We start from the raw sequence: 14,857 nt of genomic DNA on the forward strand, positions 1-14,857 counted from the left end.
GTAATGACGCATACAGAACACAGCCAGCGCACCATTGTTGTGCCGGACCGAGTTTCCATGATTCAGCTGCTCGGGCATCGTGATGACGTCCTGCGGACCTTGGAAGAACGGCTCGCCCCCACCACTATTCACGTGCTTGGCCACCGGATCACCCTGACCGGCGCGGCGGCCGAGCTTGATTTTGCCGAATCGCTCCTCGGGGAATTAATCGACGTCGTTGCCGAAGGTGAAATCCTCACCCGTGACGCAGTGGCCCGCGCCGTTGATATTGCGCGCGCCGGCGTGGCGCATCCCACCACGCTGCTGCACACCGATATTTTATCCAAGCGCGGTAAAACTATCCGCCCGAAAAGCCTGGGCCAGAAGGCGTACGTGGACGCAATCGACACCCACGATATTACTTTCGGGATCGGTCCGGCCGGCACCGGGAAAACCTATCTCGCCATGGCCAAAGCGGTGGTGGCACTCAATGACGGGCAGGTCAAACGTATTATTCTGACGCGCCCGGCGGTGGAGGCCGGGGAATCCCTGGGATTTTTGCCCGGTTCCCTCACCGATAAAATCGATCCGTATCTGCGCCCGCTATACGATGCCATGTACGACATGCTCGATGCCGATTCCATTCCGAAACTCATGGCTGCCGGCACCATTGAGGTGGCGCCGCTGGCCTATATGCGCGGACGCACCCTCAATGATGCTTTCGTGATTTTGGACGAGGCGCAGAACACCACACCCGAACAAATGAAGATGTTTCTCACCCGGCTCGGCTTCAACTCTAAAATGGTGGTGACAGGCGATATCACCCAGGTTGATCTCGGGGCGAATAAAGTTTCCGGATTGCAGGTGGTGCGTCGGATTCTGCGTGATGTTCCGGGGATTCATTTCTCGGAGCTGAGTTCGGCGGACGTGGTGCGCCACCGCTTGGTTGCCGAAATCATCGACGCCTATGCCCGCTGGGATTCCCGGCAACGTTAGCGCGGGGCGGTAGCGGTAGTGTCACGGCGTGAATGGCGGCAGAGCTGTTTCGGGGAAAGCTAGGGAACGGTTGTCAGGAAAGACCACATGATTGAAGTAAATGACGAATCGAGTTTTAGTCCGGCTGCGGATCTGGAAGAGATCTCGGAGCTGGCCACGTATGTCCTCGATAAGATGCGGGTGCATCCCATGGCGGATCTATCTATCGTGCTCCTCGACGAGGATGCCATGGCGGATCTCCACGTGACGTGGATGGATCTGGAAGGCCCCACGGATGTCATGTCCTTCCCCATGGATGAGGTGCGCCCGGCACCACCGGGTGAAGAACCGCGCCCGGGAATGCTCGGTGATATCGCTGTATGCCCGCAGGTCGCCAGCCGCCAGGCTCACGCCATGGGGCACTCCACCGCGGAGGAGATTCTCCTCCTCGTCACCCACGGGATTCTGCATCTGCTCGGCTACGATCACGCAACCCCGGAAGAAAAAGACACCATGTTTGCTTTGCAACGCCAACTCCTCCTCGTGTTCCTCTCCGAACGCGGGGGAGGCGATCCGCGCCCCACGGAGGTGTAAGAAAGGATGGATCACTTACCTGTGGCAGCGGGAACGCTGCCCTCCGCTCCGTTTTATATTGCGGCCGGCCTGTGCCTGCTGCTCTCCCTGTGGTGCACCGTGGTGGGTGCTGCCCTCGGGCGGATGACCCGCACCGAAGCCGCGGAAATGTACGCGCATAAGGAACGCGGTTCGGCACGCGTGGTGGCCATTATGGCCCGCCGCCCGGCCGCCTCTATGGGCATCGCGGTGGTGCGGGCCCTCCTCATGGCCAGCTACGGAATCTGCTTCACTTTCGCCCTGGGAACGGATGTAGCTGCCTGGTGGCAGATCTTCCCCATTTTCTTCGGCGTGACGGTGCTGGTTCTCCTCGCGTTCGCCTTCTTCAACCCCCTGAGTTTCGGGGTGGAACGCCACCAGCGAGTGCTGCGCAAAGCCACCTGGTGGCTTTCCCCGCTCACCTGGTTGCTTTCGCTACTCATCCGGGAACGCGAATTCTCACCCGAAGAAGCCGAACAACGCCAAGAAGACCAGCTCGCGGTTATGGTGGAACGGGTGGCCGAATCCGAGGCCTTGGATGATGCCGAACGCGATATCCTGCAATCACTTTTCGATATGGGGAACACCCTGGTGCGCGAAGTCATGGTCCCGCGTACCGATATGATCGCGGTGGAGGCCGATGAAACCCTTGACCGCGCCATCTCCTTGTTCACCCGCTCCGGATTCTCGCGGGTGCCCGTGTACCGCGAATCCATTGATGATGTAATCGGGGTGCTCTACCTGAAGGACGTGATCCGGCGGGTGCACCGGCGCCACCAGCACGATGAGCTACGGGTGGCCGATCTGGTGCGCGAACCTGTGTTCGTTCCGGAAACTAAAATCATTGATACGCTCATGCGGGAAATGCAGGCCGACCAGGTTCATATTGCCCTCGTCGTGGATGAATACGGCGGTATCGCCGGCCTGGTCACCATCGAGGATCTTGTGGAAGAACTCGTGGGAGAAATCTCCGATGAACACGACCGGGCCCTCCCGGCCGTGGAAGAACTCGAGGCGGGTAGTTTCCGCATCCCGGCGCGTATGCCCATCGATGATCTAGGTGACCTCTTCGGAATCGAATTGGAGGACGACGACGTTGATACCGCCGGTGGGTTTTTCGCCAAAAGCATCGGGCGGGTTCCCATCCGCGGAGCAGAAACAACGGTGGCCGGAATCCACATGGTGGCCGACCGCTTCGAAGGGCGCCGGCGCCGGTTATCGACTATTATCGTTGCGCGCGAAGAAACCGATGATGAGGGTGAGGACTAGAAGACGATGACGGTGGAAAACACGGAATTTCGGGCCGGGTTCGCCTCGGTGGTGGGCCGCCCGAATGCCGGGAAATCAACCCTCACCAATGCGATGGTGGGCAAGAAGGTCGCGATTACCAGCGCCCGCCCGGAAACCACCCGGCGTATTATTCGCGCCATTGTGACTCGGGATGCCGGTCAGGTGATCCTGGTCGATACCCCCGGGATGCACCGCCCCCGCACCCTGCTGGGTGAACGCCTGGGTGATATGGTGCGCGATTCTATCGCCGATGTGGACACCATCGTTATGTGCCTACCCGCTAATGAAAAACTCGGGCCGGGCGATAAGTACCTCCTCGATTTGGCGGTGCGCGCGAAAGTACCCATGATCGCCGCGATTACTAAAACCGATCTGGTCAGCCGCGAAGCCCTTGCGGAGAAGATCGCGGCCGTGGCAGCTTTCCATGATTTTGTGGAGATCGTCCCGGTGAGTGCCGCCACGCTGGATCAGGTGGAAGTCCTCACCGAGCAGATTATTAAACAGCTCCCCGTTTCCCCGCCGCTATATCCGCTGGATGCGATTACCGATGAAACGGAAGAAACCCTCATCGCGGAGCTTATCCGCGAAGCGGGCCTGGAAAAAATGCGCGAGGAACTTCCGCATTCCCTCGCGGTCACCATCGACGAAATCATTGAGGACACCGCACCGAACGGTGGCCCGCTGGTGCGGGTGCATGCCTCTTTGCACGTGGAGCGCGATTCCCAAAAGGGGATTGTTATTGGGCGCGGGGGTGCGCGCCTGCGCCAGATTGGGCGCGATGCCCGCAAAGCCATTAAGGCGCTGCTCGGTACGCCGGTCTATCTTGATTTGCACGTGAAAGTTTCCAAAGACTGGCAACGTGACCCGAAAATGCTGGATCGACTCGGGTTCTGATACGTGCGTTTCACCGATCATCCCGATACCCCGCCCGCCGAGAATCCGCCGGCGGGGCGCACCCTGGTGCCAGCCAGCGGAATGGAAAGCGCCGCAGGCCCGGAACACAGCGCGCTCCGGGGCTGGCGGCGCTGGCTTCCCACCCATAAACGTTTCGTTACCTGGCTGATAGTGGTGCTCGCCGCCGGGCTGATCGGGAGTGCTTTCGGCCCGGGGTGGAATCCGCAACCCATGACCGCCGCGATCGCCCCGCAAACCGCGGATACCACAATTTCCACCGGGGTTCCCACCGCGCGGCTGGGAACGTACGAGGTGGCGAGTAGCACGGTCACCATCACCTTGCGGGATGGCACCCTCATTCCGGCTGTTGTTAAACGCCCGGTAGGCGCGGGCCCGGTGGTGCCAGGCATGCTTTTTATTCACGGTACCGGCACTTCTTCCGCGCGTGATTTCGGGCGGGAAACCGAAGCTATTGCTTCTACCGGGATTATTACGGTGGTTTCGGAAAAACGGGTAGCGAACTATACGACGACGCATCGTGACTATCTCCAGCTCGCCGCGGATTTCGAGGACGTCTACCGCGAGATGCTCTCCTGGGAGGACGTTGATGCGCGCCACTCCGGCCTGTACGCGGTATCCGAAGGCTGCTTCGTTGCGCCCATTGTGGCCACCAGCGCGCGGGCGGTGAATTACGTGGCTCTTATCAGCGCCCCGGTGCTCCCGATCCGCCAGCAGGGGGCCTACGCGGCCGACGCCTACCTGCGGGAGATTCACGCACCGGAACGCCTGCGCGCCGCCATTCCAAAACTTATCGGCCAGGATTTCGGCCCCGACACCTTCCGCTATATTGATTTTGATGCGGCGCCGTATGAGAAGCAGATGACCATGCCGGTTCTTATGCTCTACGGCACGGCAGATAATTCCATGCCGACGATCCAGGGCCCGCAGATGATGAGCAACTACCTGGAAGAGGCCGGAAACAGCGCGCTCACGGTGCGCTACTACAAAGACGCGGACCACGGCCTCCAGATCAACCGCCGGCAGCTGTCCCAGGCGGCCATGCAAGATACCGCGGATTGGGTTAACGGTTTACCCTTTACGGCGACGGCGCAGCCGCGGGTGGCCGGTGACCAACCCCGGCAGGCATTCGTCGCCCCCACCCTGACGGCCGGCGGGTGGTTCACCGCCCAAACAGCGCTCTATATCGCGCTGGGCGGGGTGGCCCTCCTCGGGCTCAGCATCGTGCTGGTGGCGGTGTGCTGGATTCCGGTGCGCGGGCATCGACTCTCGAATTTTTCCAGATCGGGCGCAGCCCTCAATCTCGCTTCGCTTTCCGTGGTGGGAGCCTCGGTGGTATTCCTCATCTACCTGGTGGCCGTTGCCCATATCGCGCTCACCTACTCACATAATCTTCTCATCGTCCAGGGCGGATTTGCCCTTGTACACCTAGCGGCTCTGGGCGCGGCGTGGATGCACGTGCGGGCCGTTTTCCGCAGCTGGAGTGCGCGGCCGAGCATGGGGCGCATCGCGCGAGTGACGACCCTCCTCACCCTCTGCGCCCAGGCGGTTCTGCTCATGAGCCTGGGATACTGGAACGCCTTTCCGGCGGTGCTCTAACCGCAGCCCTGAACTAACGCGGCCCGGCCGGGTACCACCAGCCCACCGCGCCGTCACCCTTCGTAATCGTCCATATCCCGGGCGTTATGTCTCACATCTCGGACAAGTCTGTGCATATTCAGCTAGCTGAGGGGCTAGAGTTATCCGTATGGGTTCCTCTCGCCTTCTCCTTATGAGCCGCCGCGAGCTTATTCGGCTTCTCGCGGCGGGTTAAGCTGCGCCGTCGTTCTTAAATTTGACCGCCACACAGAGAAGACAAGGTGACCACCCCATGAAAACTTCCGGATACACGCACCGTCAGCGCCCCTCGGGAATGCCGTTCTACAAGTACCGGCCCTTCCTCGACACCAATCCGATCGCGCTGCCGGATCGCACCTGGCCCAATAACCGGATCACCAAGGCGCCGCGCTGGCTCTCCACCGATCTGCGGGACGGCAACCAGGCTCTTATCGAACCCATGGATATGATCCGCAAGCGGCGGATTTTTGATCTGCTTGTCAAGATCGGCGTGAAGGAAATAGAGATTGGTTTCCCGGCTGCCTCCCAAACCGATTGGGATTTCGTGCGCTCCCTGGCGGAGGACGGCGCGGTACCCGAAGATGTGACCGTCTCGGTCCTCACCCAGTCGCGCCCCGAACTCATCCACCGCACTATCGATGCGCTGGCTGGATTCCCGCGCGCCACCGTGCATCTGTATAACGCGACCTCGCCGGTGTTCCGCGATGTGGTTTTTGGCTCCTCGAAGGAGGCTATCCGCGAACTAGCCATGGCCGGAACTCGGGAAATCGTGGCCTACGCCGAGAAAGTCTTGCCGGATGATCTCATTTTCGGCTTCGAGTACTCCCCGGAAATCTTCGTGGATACCGAAATTGATTACGCCCTCGAGGTCTGTTCCTCCGTCATGGAGGTGTGGCAACCGGATGCCGAGCGCGAAATTATTATTAACCTGCCCACCACGGTAGAACGCGCCACCCCAAACGTATACGCGGATCAAATCGAGTACTTCTCCCGCCATATCCCCAAACGTGAATACGTGGCGCTTTCCGCGCATAACCACAATGACCGTGGTACCGGGGTCGCCACCACTGAGTTGGCCATGCTCGCCGGGATCGACCGGGTAGAAGGCTGCCTTTTCGGGCAGGGGGAGCGCACCGGAAATGTTGATCTCATTACGGTTGCTATGAATCTCTATTCGCAGGGAATTGACCCGGAACTGGACCTTTCCGATATTGATGCCATCGTGGATGTGTGCGAAGAATGCACCGGGATTGAGGTGGGGCCGCGGGTGCCCTACGCTGGCTCGCTCGTCTACACGTCCTTCTCCGGCTCCCACCAGGATGCCATCAAGAAAGGCATGCAGCGCCGGGCATCCGATCTGGCCGCGGCCGGGGGAGATGAGCGGCAAGTTCCCTGGGCGCTGCCCTATCTACCCATTGACCCGAAAGATGTGGGGCGCACCTACGATGCCATCGTGCGCGTCAACTCCCAATCCGGCAAGGGCGGTGTGGCCTATCTTATGCAAACCACCCGAAACCTGGATCTGCCGCGGCGTATGCAAATCGAGCTGTCCCGCATCGTGCAGACCTGGACAGAACGCACCGGAGAAGAAGTCAGTGCGGATACCCTCTGGGATATTTTCGTGGACGAATACCTCCCGCTCTCCCAGGGCTACGGAGAGCAGGGGCCGGCGGGCGCGCACGGGGCACCGGGGAAGGCCAGCACTCCGTGGGGGCGTTACCGCTTGCGCGCGCTGGAATTCACGAACCATAGCGGCGGGGTGACCGATATTAGCGCCGTCGTTGAAACTCAGGCGGACGGTGTGCAACATAGCCTGCACGGCAGCGGCAACGGGCCCATCCACGCTTTCGTGACCGCGATGGAACAGCTGGGCGAATATATCCGGGTGCTCGACTACGCCGAACACACCCTGAGCGAAGGTACGGATGCTTCGGCTGCCGCGTATGTGGAATGCGAGATCGATGATCAGGTGCTGTGGGGCTGCGGCATTCACACCTCCACGACACGCGCCGGCCTCAAGGCGATTATCTCGGCTGTCAATCGCGCGCACCGCTAAACTGGGAGCCAGTGAAACTCTATCGGGATGAAGGAATCGTCCTGCGCACGCAGGACTTGGGGGAAGCGGATCGTATCGTCACCCTGCTGGCACGCGCGCACGGCCTGGTGCGATGCGTGGCCAAAGGGGTGCGCCGCACCCGCTCCCGATTCGGGGCGCGCCTGGAACCCTTCACCTACGTGGATGTGCAGCTCTACCGGGGGCGCAGCCTTGATGTCGTCACGGAAGTGGCAACCCTCAATCCCTTCGGGCGGGCCATCGCGCCTGATTTTGAAGCCTACGCGGCCGCGAGCACCATGGTGGAAGTAGCCGAAAAGCTCGGGGCGGAAAGGGAGCCGGACCGAGCTCACTACCGCCTCCTCCTCGGGGCACTCAATTCCCTGGCCTCCCGCCAGCACGCTCCCTACCCAATTATGGATTCTTACCTGCTGCGTGCCATGGCGGTATCCGGGTGGGGCCTGGCGGTCACTTCCTGCGCGCTCTGCGGTAGCGGGGAGGACCTCACCGCCTTCCACGTGCAAGCCGGTGGGCTGGTGTGCCGGCGGTGCGCCCCGCGCGGGGCAGCCTATCCGGGGGAAGACGCGCGGCGGCTCCTCGCCGCGCTAGCCCGCGGGGATTGGGAAATTATCGACGCGCTTGCCGGGAGCGCGGGGGAAACCGCGCACGGCTATATTTCCGCGTACGTGCAATGGTATCTGGAACGCAAGGTACGTTCCTTGCAGATCGTGAGGTCGGCATCATGACAGAAGTACACCCGAAGCTGGAGCATCCACATCTGGCCCACCTGGAGCGGCCCACCCCGGCCCATCGGCCCGGCCTCACGCCCCCGCGGTTGGGGCGGGTGCCCGAGCACGTGGCCATCGTGATGGACGGCAACGGGCGCTGGGCAAATGCCCGCGGGCTGGCGCGTACCGAAGGCCATAAAGCCGGCGAGCGTTCCCTCATGGACGTGGTGGCCGGGGCCTTGGAACTCGGAATCGCGGAGCTATCCGTCTACGCTTTTTCTACCGAAAATTGGCGGCGTTCGCCGGCCGAAGTTCGTTTCCTCATGGGGTTTTCCCGCGATATTATCCGCGCCAACCGCGATCAACTCCACGACTGGGGCGTGCGGGTGCAGTGGGTGGGGCGCGAGGGCCGGCTGTGGCGCTCGGTGCTGCGTGAGATTCACGCCGCGGAAGAACTGACCGCGGGGAATACCCGCATGGTGCTCAATCTGTGCATTAACTACGGCGGGCGCGCGGAAATTGTCGATGCGGTGCGCGCGGTGGCCGAACGGGTAGCTCGCGGGGAGCTCACGGCGGAGCGCATTAGCGAAGCCACCCTAACCGCCCAGCTCTACGCTCCGCGGATGCGCGACGTCGACCTCCTCATCCGCACCGGCGGGGAATACCGCACCTCCAATTTCCTCATGTGGGAAAGTGCCTACGCGGAACTGTATTTTTCTCCGCTGCCCTGGCCCGAATTCGAGCGGCGCGCCCTATGGGATGCCTGCGCCGCCTACGGGCAGCGCGAACGGCGGTTCGGCGGCGCCGTCGACAAGATTGCGCCTCAGGATACCGGCACCGGTGCTGCGAGCGCGCCGCGGGGCGCGGGCGCCGTCGCCAAAAACAGGCCCGAGGGCACGGGCACGGACCGCTAGACTGGAACTCAAGCACGCCCGCCGCGCGGACGCGGCGCCCCAAGCACGCATAAGGAGCGGATATGACCACCCACGATCCCTACGCCGGAGTGCCGGCCGGAAGCGTTGATCTTCACCTCACCTCCGATGATTTCGCGGAAGGCGAGGCACTGCCCGAAAGCGCCACCGGGGCGGGCAGCACCCCGGGCGGTGCGGACCGCAATCCGCAACTGGGGTGGGATGCCCCGCCGGAGGGTACGGTCAGCCTGCTCGTCTCCTGCTATGACCCGGATGCTCCCACGCCGTCCGGATACTGGCACTGGACGGTGGCGAATCTGCCCGCGGATACCAGCGAGATTGTGGCCGGTGGCTCCGGTGCGCTTGCGGCACCGGCCCTCACCTTGAAGAACGACGGCGGAACCCCGACTTTCCAGGGCGCCGCCCCGCCGGCCGGCCACGGCCCGCACCGCTATATTTTCGCGGTGCTCGCCCTCGACACCGTTCTGGATATCGATGTGGAAACCCGGCCCGCGGTGGCGTATTTCCTAGCCCGTGAACACGTGCTCGGCCGCGGCCTACTCACCGGCACCTGGGAAAACAACTAAAGTAAACGAAGCGCAAGGGGAGGATAACTCAATGACTGACGTGCGCACATACGCGGTACTCACGCCTTTTGATAGCGCGGATACCCTCGCGGCGCTCTGCGCGCTGCACGGCCTGGACGTGCAGGTGGTCGCCACGCATTCCGGAGCGCTGGTGTATCGCCAGCTGGCAACGCCCGTGTATGACGAATGGGATATCCGTAATATCACCGGCCCGGATCCTGATGAGGAACCCGCCTCCCTTTCCGATGACGCCCCGGCGGTTGCCGGCATGCTCTCCCGCCTCAGCCCCTACGGTTCCATCCTCATTGATGTGAATCTGGATAAGGAATCCACCGGTTTTGAGCCGGGCGTATCCGGGATGGTGCGCGCGCGGCGTTTCTTCGCAGGCAAAGCCGATGAGGAAATCGCTTCCGGCCTGCTGCTCAATTCTTTAGATCCCATCGTTGAGGAGCTCATGCTGGGGGAGCGCTCCATTACCGACTGTGACCCGTGGGATTCCGCGAAGCTCACCCAGCAGGATATTGAGAAAATCCTGCGCAAGGTGACCCGCGGGGAAAGCGCGGAAGGTATGCGTGGCGAGGCTGGCGAGGAAACCGCTGCGGGGGATAACGATGAGCTGTGAGCTGCTCGTTGCCGTCGATATCCGGGCGGGGCGTTCGGCGCGGCTCGGTAGCGGGCCGGAGGCGTGGAGTGACCCGGCGGTGGCTATCGCAGATTTCCGGGCGGCCGGGGGACGGTGGATTCACCTGGTGGATCTGGATCTTGTGTACGGCACCGGGGATAATTTCGCGTTGTTAGAGCGCCTCATGGAGAGTAGCCCGATGCGTTGGGAACTCTCCGGGGGAATCGACAGCCCGGAGGTACTCGAGCGCGCCCTCGCCACCCGCGCGGAACGCATTAATCTTGCGACTACCGCGCTGCGGGATCGTGCGTGGGTGGCGCGGGTGCTGGCGCAGCACGCGGATCGGGTGGCCGTATGTCTTGATGTCGACGGCGCCCGGGTGGTTGCGCGCGGTGCCGGTACCGATGTCGGGGAGTTACGCGAAGTTATTGATTTTCTCGACGACGCCGGTGCCCGCCGCTACGTTGTTACAGATCGAAACCGAGATGGCGCCCTCGCCGGGGCAAACCTCGAGTTGCTTAGTCGGGTGGCGGCGCTGAGCCCGGCGCATATCACCGCCTCGGGCGGCATGGCGACGCTCGCTGATCTGCGCGCGGTTCGAGAACTGAGCGAGAGCGGCGCGAGCGGCGAAGCTGGTTGCCCCGGTCGCGTGGACTCGGTCATTATTGGCAAAGCTTTCTACGAAGGAAACTTCACCGTTGCCCAGGCCCTCGCGGAGCTTTCTTAACCGTCGAACTTGTTACGGCCGTGAGTTGCATATACGCCGTGGTATGTGGGGAGAATAACCCACGGTGTTATCCATAACTCATGGCGCTGTGCTACACTAGTACGGTCAATCCGGCATTCTGCCGGAACGCAAGTGGAGAAATCCCACCTAGCCGCCCGCCCGGGCTGCTGTTTCGAAAAGAAATTTTCGAAAACGGAAAGATCGGGTTATATCAAAGGGTAGCGGGTTCGTAACATGGCCATCTGGCGTGCCGTGTCACCTCGGGAGTACTCCGTGCGTTGTCCACGTTGAGGAACAGAGGAACTGCAATTAACAACGAACCGCGTGTAAATGATCGCATCCACGTCCCTAAGGTGCGCCTTGTTGGCCCCAGCGGTGAACAGGTCGGTGTGGTGCGCACGGAAGATGCGCTCCGCCTAGCCGTTGAGGCGAACCTTGACCTGGTGGAAGTTGCTCCGAATTCCAACCCGCCGGTCGCGCGCCTCATGGACTACGGGAAATATAAGTACGAATCCGCCCAGAAAGCTCGGGAAGCACGTCGTAACCAAGCCAATACTCAGATCAAATCCATCCGGATTGGGCTGAAGATTGACGGTAATGACTACAACACCAAGAAGTCGCAGGCGGAACGTTTCCTAAACGCCGGGGATAAGGTCAAGTTTGATCTTCGTTTCCGGGGCCGTGAACAATCCCGTCCGGAAATGGGTGTGCGTCTGCTTTCGGGCCTGGCTGAAGAGCTCGCGGAAATTTCCACTGTCGAAGCAGCACCTCGCGCTGACGGGCGCAATATGTCCATGGTTCTTGCGCCCACGCGGCGCAAGTCCGAAGCGAAGTCCGATCAGCGGCGTCGTCGTGAAGCGGAACGTGAAAACCGGCGCGCGAAAGCAGCCAAGCGCGCGGCGGAACGCAACGGACAATCGTCCGAAACGGACAGCAACGCAGCAGCAACCGAATAAGTTGACTTGTGAAAAGCGCGCCCGCGGGCGCGGAGATCTGGTAGATCAAATGTGCCCCCGGGGCACGAGTGAGGATGAATAATGCCCAAGATGAAGACGCACTCCGGTGCGAAGAAGCGTTTCCGCGTGACGGGAAGCGGCAAGCTCATGCGCGAACAGCGCAATAAGCGCCACCTGCTGGAGCACAAGAGCTCCACCCGGAAGCGTCGGCTCTCGCGCGACCAGGTTGTGGACAAGTCCAACCTTCGCGAAGTTAACCGTCTGCTCGGCCGCTAGATTCGTCCGACGAAAAGTTTTGTAAAAGGAGAAAAACATGGCACGCGTCAAGCGCTCCGTTAACGCCAAGAAGAAGCGTCGCACTACCCTAGATCGGGCGTCCGGCTACCGCGGGCAGCGGTCCCGCCTCTACCGCAAGGCCAAGGAACAGGTCACCCATTCCTTCGTCTACAACTACCGCGACCGCAAGAAGCGGAAGAACGATTTCCGCAAGCTGTGGATCACCCGCATCAACGCGGCCGTGCGCGCCGAGGGCATGACCTACAACCGCTTCATCCAGGGCCTGGGCCTGGCCGGAATTGAAGTTGATCGCCGTCAGCTCGCTGAAATGGCCGTCAATGATCCCACCGGTTTCACCGCGGTGGTCAATGCCGCCAAGGCTGCGCTTCCGGAAGACGTGAACGCACCCAAGGTTGCCTAAGCTTTTTCAAGCGTGACATAGCAGCGGCCCGAGTGACGAAACCTCGTTACTCGGGCCGCTGCGTTTAGACTACAATCATGAAACTTTTCGCCCACCGCGGCCTGTGCGCCGACGCCCCCGAAAACACGATGGCCGCATTCCGGGCTGCCTACCAGGCCGGATTTACCTGGATCGAAACGGATGTGGATATCACGGCAGATGGCTCGCTCCCGCTCTGCCACGATGCCACCCTCGAGCGCACCACCACGGGCCACGGGCGGGTCGATGCGCTGCGTGCCGCCGATCTGGAGACCTTGGACGCCGGATCCTGGTTCAGCCCGGGCTTCGCGGGGGAGAAGATTCCCACCCTCGCCCAACTCGTTGATTTTGCACTCGAGACTAGCATGGGTATTAATATCGAAATGAAACCATGCGTGCAAGGTGGCCAGCAAGCCCGTGCCCTCGTGCGCGCGGTGGCGGAACAAGCCCGCAGGCTCGGTCCCGAGCGAGCCCTGGTCTCCTCTTTCTCGCACCTGCAACTGGCCGAATTCGCGCGCCACGCCCCCGAGATCCCGCGCGGCGCACTCGTTGATCGAACGAGTTTCGGGCCGGATTGGCTCACCGTCCTCGACCTCACCGATTCCCGCTATCTGCACATGAGCGACGACGCCGTGACCGCGGCCGTGGTGGCAGAGGTCCGGGCAGCGGGCCGAGACGTGCACGTCTACACAATCAACAACCCCGAACGCGCCCGGCAATTGGAACGCTGGGGCGTGGCCGGTATTTTCACCGACGGATTCGTGCGGCCCTAGCGCTACCGAAAAACTGCAAGCTATAGAAAAAGAAAAAGACCCGTGAAAAGCACACCCGCATCGCATACCCAACTCACCCGCGCAGCCCGCCTACACCGGCCCCAGCAGCGCGAACGTTTCCGGCAAACCCTGGTGGAAGGTCCCGGGGCTGTTCAGGAGCTCCTCGCGCACCGCGCGAATCTTGTTCGCGACGTCTACTATACGAAAGCCAGCCTGATCTCCAATCCGGACTTGGGCGGGCTTATTAAAGAAGCCAACGTGTACCATCACCCGCTTAATGCCGATGAGATGCAGGCGCTCTCCGAAGATGCGCGCGGTGTTGTGGCCGTTATCGACATTCCGGAAACTCCCGCGCTCACCCCGACGGTCAAGGACGCGAAGCTGGTGCTCGCCACCGCTAATATCCAGGACCCCGGGAACGTTGGTGCCATTATTCGAGCTGCTGACGTGGCCGGATGCGATGCGGTGCTCCTTGGCCGCGGTAGCGTGGAGCTGTGGTCCCCGAAGGTTATTCGATCCTCAGCCGGCTCTATTTTCCATCTGCCGGTTCTCGATTCCATTAACATCAGCAAGCTTGACGGCGTTCTGGAGCGCGCGGGCATCAGTTTCTTGGCAGCCACCGGGGAAGGGGAGTGGGATCTTGCCACCCTGGTGACGTCTGCAAATGACACCGCTTATCTTGGGCAGCCGCCCCTCGGGCCGGATCTCACCCGGCCGGTATGCTGGCTGCTGGGAAACGAAGCGCACGGCTTCGCGGATGTGGACGCCAATGTGGATGCAACGGTCGCCATTCCGATCTACGGGAAAGCCGAATCCTGCAATGTTGCTATGGCCGCCGCGATTCTTGCCAGCACGACGGCGATGATCCAGCACCGCCCCTAAATAAACGCATACCGCACCTAAAGAAAGCCCTGCGGACATAAGTAAGCGGGCGGCGAAGATTCTTCTTCGCCGCCCGCCGTGGGCTACCCTGTGGCGGGTGCACCCAGCACTACTTTGGTGGATTTACTGCTGAATGGTGGATTTACTTGTTATCGGAGAGGTTCTCTTTGACGTCCTCGAACTTTTCCTTCGCGGCATCACCGGCATCGGAGGCAGCGTCCTTCACCTTCTCGCTAGCATCCTTCGCCTTGTCACCGGCATCGGAAGCCTTCTCCGCGGCCTTATCGCCGTGGTCCTTGTCCGTTAGTTCGTCCTTGATGTCCTCGAACTTTTCCTTGGCGGCATCGCCCAGCTGACCTGCCTTATCAGCAGCCTTCTGACCGAATTCCTTAGCCCGATCAAAAGCTTCGGTTGCGCCTTCCTTAATCTTGTCCACAAATTCGTTCGCCATAGCGACTCCTTTCCGTTGATTAATGGAACAAATCGATCATAGCAAAGTGGTGGCCGTCACTTCATGT

17 protein-coding genes are annotated in these 14,857 nt (G+C 61.4%); 16 read left to right on the forward strand and 1 reads right to left on the reverse strand.

Going from position 1 to position 14,857, the window contains the following annotated elements; all coding sequences use genetic code 11:
* The first annotated feature begins 3 nt into the window (after nt 1–3).
* The 16 genes from AC5RK6_RS03255 (at nt 4) to AC5RK6_RS03330 (ending at nt 14,339) form a co-directional block, all read left to right on the forward strand.
* A complete protein-coding gene (locus tag AC5RK6_RS03255) occupies nt 4–975 on the forward strand; it encodes a PhoH family protein (RefSeq protein ID WP_126134512.1) in 972 nt (323 codons plus the stop codon).
* 87 nt (nt 976–1,062) lie between these two features.
* Complete coding sequence (ybeY, locus tag AC5RK6_RS03260; protein ID WP_274733039.1) at nt 1,063–1,548, forward strand: rRNA maturation RNase YbeY; 486 nt, start codon at nt 1,063–1,065, stop codon at nt 1,546–1,548.
* A 6-nt stretch (nt 1,549–1,554) separates the two neighbouring features.
* Nucleotides 1,555–2,835, forward strand: coding sequence for a hemolysin family protein (locus AC5RK6_RS03265; RefSeq protein ID WP_274733041.1), 1,281 nt, complete (start codon nt 1,555–1,557; stop codon nt 2,833–2,835).
* Between the two features lie 6 nt (nt 2,836–2,841).
* Nucleotides 2,842–3,750, forward strand: coding sequence for a GTPase Era (gene era / locus AC5RK6_RS03270; protein ID WP_126134509.1), 909 nt, complete (start codon nt 2,842–2,844; stop codon nt 3,748–3,750).
* A gap of 3 nt (nt 3,751–3,753) precedes the next feature.
* Nucleotides 3,754–5,367, forward strand: a complete 1,614-nt coding sequence (locus tag AC5RK6_RS03275; RefSeq protein WP_435730920.1) for an alpha/beta hydrolase family protein — start codon at nt 3,754–3,756, stop codon at nt 5,365–5,367.
* A 271-nt stretch (nt 5,368–5,638) separates the two neighbouring features.
* Nucleotides 5,639–7,441 (forward strand): 2-isopropylmalate synthase, encoded by a 1,803-nt coding sequence (leuA, locus tag AC5RK6_RS03280; RefSeq protein ID WP_274733045.1) that lies wholly within the window; start codon nt 5,639–5,641, stop codon nt 7,439–7,441.
* Between the two features lie 11 nt (nt 7,442–7,452).
* Nucleotides 7,453–8,184: a DNA repair protein RecO gene (gene recO, locus AC5RK6_RS03285; RefSeq protein WP_274778257.1), complete on the forward strand. Its 732-nt coding sequence runs from the start codon at nt 7,453–7,455 to the stop codon at nt 8,182–8,184.
* Complete coding sequence (uppS, locus tag AC5RK6_RS03290) at nt 8,181–9,080, forward strand: polyprenyl diphosphate synthase (RefSeq protein ID WP_274755667.1); 900 nt, start codon at nt 8,181–8,183, stop codon at nt 9,078–9,080. The genes recO and uppS overlap by 4 nt, the downstream gene beginning before the upstream one ends.
* A 62-nt stretch (nt 9,081–9,142) precedes the next feature.
* The gene (locus AC5RK6_RS03295; RefSeq protein WP_274755668.1) at nt 9,143–9,664 is read left to right on the forward strand and encodes a YbhB/YbcL family Raf kinase inhibitor-like protein; all 522 of its coding nucleotides are present in this window, start codon (nt 9,143–9,145) and stop codon (nt 9,662–9,664) included.
* Nucleotides 9,665–9,695: 31 nt separating this feature from the next.
* Complete coding sequence (locus tag AC5RK6_RS03300; protein ID WP_274733051.1) at nt 9,696–10,286, forward strand: hypothetical protein; 591 nt, start codon at nt 9,696–9,698, stop codon at nt 10,284–10,286.
* Nucleotides 10,276–11,013 (forward strand): HisA/HisF-related TIM barrel protein, encoded by a 738-nt coding sequence (locus AC5RK6_RS03305; RefSeq protein WP_274733053.1) that lies wholly within the window; start codon nt 10,276–10,278, stop codon nt 11,011–11,013. The genes AC5RK6_RS03300 and AC5RK6_RS03305 overlap by 11 nt, the downstream gene beginning before the upstream one ends.
* A gap of 287 nt (nt 11,014–11,300) precedes the next feature.
* Nucleotides 11,301–11,969: a translation initiation factor IF-3 gene (gene infC, locus AC5RK6_RS03310; protein WP_126134501.1), complete on the forward strand. Its 669-nt coding sequence runs from the start codon at nt 11,301–11,303 to the stop codon at nt 11,967–11,969.
* Between the two features lie 81 nt (nt 11,970–12,050).
* Complete coding sequence (gene rpmI, locus AC5RK6_RS03315; protein ID WP_016442851.1) at nt 12,051–12,245, forward strand: 50S ribosomal protein L35; 195 nt, start codon at nt 12,051–12,053, stop codon at nt 12,243–12,245.
* A 37-nt stretch (nt 12,246–12,282) separates the two neighbouring features.
* Entirely contained in the window at nt 12,283–12,666 is a 384-nt protein-coding gene (gene rplT / locus AC5RK6_RS03320) for a 50S ribosomal protein L20 (protein ID WP_026429412.1), read from the forward strand.
* A 77-nt stretch (nt 12,667–12,743) separates the two neighbouring features.
* On the forward strand, nt 12,744–13,457 hold the full coding sequence (locus AC5RK6_RS03325; RefSeq protein ID WP_274733058.1) for a glycerophosphodiester phosphodiesterase family protein: 714 nt from the start codon (nt 12,744–12,746) through the stop codon (nt 13,455–13,457).
* Nucleotides 13,458–13,499: 42 nt separating this feature from the next.
* Nucleotides 13,500–14,339, forward strand: coding sequence for a TrmH family RNA methyltransferase (locus tag AC5RK6_RS03330; protein WP_126134499.1), 840 nt, complete (start codon nt 13,500–13,502; stop codon nt 14,337–14,339).
* A 142-nt stretch (nt 14,340–14,481) separates the two neighbouring features.
* On the opposite strand, the gene AC5RK6_RS03335 is transcribed toward AC5RK6_RS03330, so the two are convergent.
* Nucleotides 14,482–14,790, reverse strand: coding sequence for a hypothetical protein (locus AC5RK6_RS03335; RefSeq protein WP_126134498.1), 309 nt, complete (start codon nt 14,788–14,790; stop codon nt 14,482–14,484).
* Between the last annotated feature and the right edge of the window lie 67 nt (nt 14,791–14,857).

The sequence above is a fragment of the Actinotignum sp. usb-actsch-213 genome, from assembly GCF_059085665.1.